The organism is Pseudomonas sp. PS01299, from assembly GCF_029960145.1.
Lineage (GTDB): Bacteria > Pseudomonadota > Gammaproteobacteria > Pseudomonadales > Pseudomonadaceae > Aquipseudomonas > Aquipseudomonas putida_A.
Window position 1 is genome coordinate 1 of sequence record NZ_JASCPO010000355.1, and the last position, 3968, is coordinate 3968.

The window sequence follows — 3968 nt, forward strand, 5'->3', positions numbered from 1 at the left end:
ATTGCGACTTCAGTATTGTCGACTCATACCTGGGGGTGAGGGGATTTATCCCCGATGGATTGCGCAGCAGTCCTCTTGTTTAAGTAAAAGCTGGGGCCGCTTCGCAGCCCATCGGGGATAAATCCCCTCACCACAGAGTCCCTCACCACAGAGTCCCTCACCACAGAGTCCCTCACCACAGAGTCCCCCACCACAGGACTGATCATTACTTCGCTGTGCGTTTGGCTGCGCTGGCAGTTTTGCTTCGGGTCGATTTACGCTTTTTCTTCCACGGCGCCGCAGCCTTGCCGGCCGGTGGCGGGCCGCTGATGGTCAGGCTCAGCGCCGAACAGCGGCTGACCTGCTTGCTCATCCACGCCGCCTGTTTGGTGACGAACTCCTCCAGGCTCATTTCGCCACTCTGCACCATGTCCAGCGCCTGCTCCCAGATGGCGGTGGTGCCGGGGTCGGCAATTGCCCGGGGTACGGCGTCGATCAGGCTGAAGGCTGCAGGCGTCGCGGCCAGCGCCTTGCCGTTCTTCACCAGATAACCTCGATCCAGCAGGCCCTGAATGATCGAAGCGCGGGTCGCTTCGGTGCCGATGCCGGTGGTGTCCTTGAGTTTCTGTTTGAGCAGCGGATCTTCCACCAGTTTGGCGACGTTCTTCATCGCCTTGATCAGGTCGCCCTCGGTGTAGGGCTTCGGCGGCTGGGTCCACAGATCCTTGAGGTTCACGCCGGCCACGGCGCAATCGATACCCTGGCTCAGCGCCGGCAGGGTTTGCGGGGCTGGCGCTTCACGGCCCTTGGCCGGGGCGAGGGCTTCGGGCAAGGCGCGCTTCCAGCCCGGTTCGATGATCTGCTTGCCGACGGCACGCAACGCTTCCCCGGCGCAATCGAAGTCGGCCTGGGTGCGATCGTATTCATGGTTGGGCAGAAATTGCGCCAGATAACGCGCACGAATCAGGGTATAGACCGCACGGTGCTTACCGCTCAGGCGTTCGAGATTTTTCGCCGCGGCGGTGGGGATGATGCCGTGGTGGGCGCTGACCTTGGCGTCGTTCCACGCCCGTGAGCGGCGCTGCGGGTCGAGGTGACCGTTCAACACGTCAAGGCTCGGGTCGGCCTGACGCAGTGCCGCCAGTATCCCCGGCGCCTCGCTGTGCTGGCTCAGCGGCAGAAAGCCGCAATCGCTGCGCGGGTAGGTGATGACCTTGTAGGTTTCGTAGAGGGCCTGGGCGATGTCGAGAGTTTCCTGGGCGCCGAGACCGAGTTTCTTCGAGCAGACCTCCTGCAGGGTGCCCAGATCGAATGGCAGCGGTGCCACTTCACGCATGCGTTCGGTGCGCAGTTTGACCACCCGCGCACTGGCGGCGCTGTCCAGAGCGGCGGCTGCCTGCTGGGCCAGTGCCTGATTCAGGCAGCGATCCTGCTCGTCGCAAACGTCGGAGGGCGCACGCCATTGCGCGGTGAACGGCGTGCCGTCGTGCAGCAGTTGCACATCGATCGCCCAGTACGGCACCGGCACGAAGTCGGCGATGCTGCGGTCGCGGTCCACCACCAGCCGCAGTGTCGGCGTCTGCACCCGGCCGACCGGCAGCACACCCTGATAGCCGGACTGCCGGCCCAATAGCGTAAACAGGCGACTCATGTTCATGCCGATCAGCCAGTCGGCCCGCGAGCGCCCCAGCGCCGAGTGGTACAGGCTGAAGGTTTCCGCCCCCGGCTTCAGCGCGGCCAAAGCCTTGCGAATCGACGCTTCATCCAGCGCCGACAGCCACAGGCGACGGATCGGCCCGCGATAGCGGCAGTGCTCGACCAATTCCCGGGCAATCATTTCGCCCTCACGGTCGGCGTCGGTGGCGATGATCAGTTCGCTGGCCTCGCCCAACAGGCGCTTGACCGCCTTGTACTGGCTGGCGGTACGCGGCTTGACGGTCATTTTCCACTTGTCCGGAATGATCGGCAGATCCGCCAGCACCCAGCGCTTGTAGCGCGCGTCATAGGCATCCGGCGGGGCAGTTTCCAGCAGGTGGCCGATGCACCAGGTCACCGTGACGTCCGTTCCCAGCCAGCAGCCGTCGCCCCGGCGCTTTGCACCGAGCACGGCCGCAATGTCTTTGGCCTGGGAAGGTTTTTCACAGAGGTACAGCCGCATAACCACCGTCGTCAATCAGTTCACTGGAGGTGCACAGAATGGCCGGAGTTCGCGCCTGGGGCAACTTTTATCTGTATGGATATACAGATAAAAACGTTGCCGGGAATGACCGGTATTACCGGGACGTCGCGAGCGGCTATCGAGAAATCGATTGGCAGGGCAGTTGACGCCCGTGTCAGGTTCACCGGGCTTCTCAGAAACGCGAGTGACCGGACGATCTCGCTAGTGGATCGCCGTGCTCGACGCGTACTGCCAACTCTGAAACAAGGAAGTCCCACCATGGCTCAAGCCAAAGCGAAAACCAGCAGCGCCTATGACGAAGTGAATGCCTTCAGCCACCTGTACGACCGCGGCGTCGGCCTGGTCAACGGCAAACCGTCGTTCACCGCCGATCAGGCAGCCGACGAAATCCTGCGCAAAAACCTGTCGTGGCACGACAAGAACGGTGACGGCAAAATCTCCCTGACCTACACCTTCCTTACCGAGAAACCGGCAAACTACAACCCGAACCTAGGCAACTTCAGCCAGTTCAGCGCTCAGCAAAAGGCTCAAGCCATACTGGCCATGCAATCCTGGGCCGACGTGGCCAAGGTCACGTTCACTGAGGGCAAGGGCGGCGACGGCCACATGACCTTCGGCAACTACGACGTCAGCACCGGCGGCGCAGCGTTCGCCTACCTGCCGAGCGGCGGCAGCTATGACGGTCAGTCGTGGTACCTGATCAACAATCAATATCAGGTCAACAAGACTCCGGACACCAACAACTACGGGCGTCAGACCCTGACCCACGAAATCGGCCACACCCTTGGTCTGTCGCACCCGGGCGCCTACAACGCCGGCAATGGCAACCCGACCTACAACGACGCCAAGTACGCCGAAGACACCCGTGGCTACAGCCTGATGAGCTACTGGAGTGAAGCCAACACCGACCAGAACTTCAGCAAGGACGGCAGCGGCGCTTACGCCTCCGCGCCGTTGCTGGACGATATCGTGGCGGTGCAGAAACTCTACGGTGCCAACTATGAAACTCGTGCCGATAACACTTGGTATGGCTTCAACTCCAATACCGGACGCGATTACTACACCGCGACTTCGGCCTCTTCGAAAGTGGTGTTTTCGGTATGGGACGGTGGCGGTGACGACTGGCTGGATTTCTCCGGCTTCACCCAGAACCAGAAGATCAACCTCAATGAGGGTTCGTTCTCCGACGTTGGCGGTCTGGTCGGCAACGTGTCGATTGCCTATGGCGTAACCGTGGAAAATGCGGTTGGCGGTTCGGGCAATGACCTGCTGATCGGCAACTCGGCCGTCAACCATCTGTTCGGCGGAGCCGGCAACGACATCCTTTACGGCGGTGGCGGCGCGGATGTGCTGTGGGGCGGCGAGGGCGCAGACACCTTCGTGTTCGGCGCGGCCAGCGACTCGACCAACAACCAGCCGGACTGGATCATGGATTTCAAGAGCGGCGTGGACAAGATCGACCTCTCGGGCATCGCCGCGTTTGCCACGGGGGCGGCGTCACTGAACTTTGTCAGCAGTTTCACCGGCCACGCGGGCGATGCGATCCTGACTTACTACGCGCAGAACGGTCAGACCGGGCTGCTGGTCGATCTGACCGGGCAGGGGCAGGTTGACTTTGCCGTGGGTGTGGTGGGGCAGGCGGTGGCGACTGATATCGTGGTTTGATGTGAAATGACAGGGCCAACCTGACGCTTGTGGCGAGGGAGCTTGCTCCCGCTCGGCGGCGAAGCCGTCGCAAAACCTGAAATCGCGTTATACCTGATGCAGCGCGATTTCCGGATTTGGGTCTGCTATGCAGCCCAGCGGGAGC

General features: G+C 62.0%; 2 protein-coding genes. One reads left to right on the top strand and one right to left on the bottom strand.

Features of this window, described 5'->3' with window-relative positions; genetic code table 11:
* Positions 1-205: 205 nt before the first annotated feature.
* Positions 206-2137: a DNA topoisomerase III gene (locus QMX91_RS29485; protein ID WP_282413797.1), complete on the bottom strand. Its 1932-nt coding sequence runs from the start codon at positions 2135-2137 to the stop codon at positions 206-208.
* Positions 2138-2416: 279 nt separating this feature from the next.
* On the opposite strand from QMX91_RS29485, the gene QMX91_RS29490 reads away from it, so the two are divergent.
* A complete protein-coding gene (locus tag QMX91_RS29490) occupies positions 2417-3823 on the top strand; it encodes a serralysin family metalloprotease (protein WP_282413798.1) in 1407 nt (468 codons plus the stop codon).
* Positions 3824-3968: the final 145 nt, after the last annotated feature.

Bases quoted from the DNA above. Each gene is read 5' to 3' on its own strand.
- QMX91_RS29490 (WP_282413798.1), top strand. From the start codon at position 2,417: ATGGCTCAAGCCAAAGCGAAAACCAGCAGCGCCTATGACGAAGTGAAT.
- QMX91_RS29485 (WP_282413797.1), bottom strand. From the start codon at position 2,137: ATGCGGCTGTACCTCTGTGAAAAACCTTCCCAGGCCAAAGACATTGCG.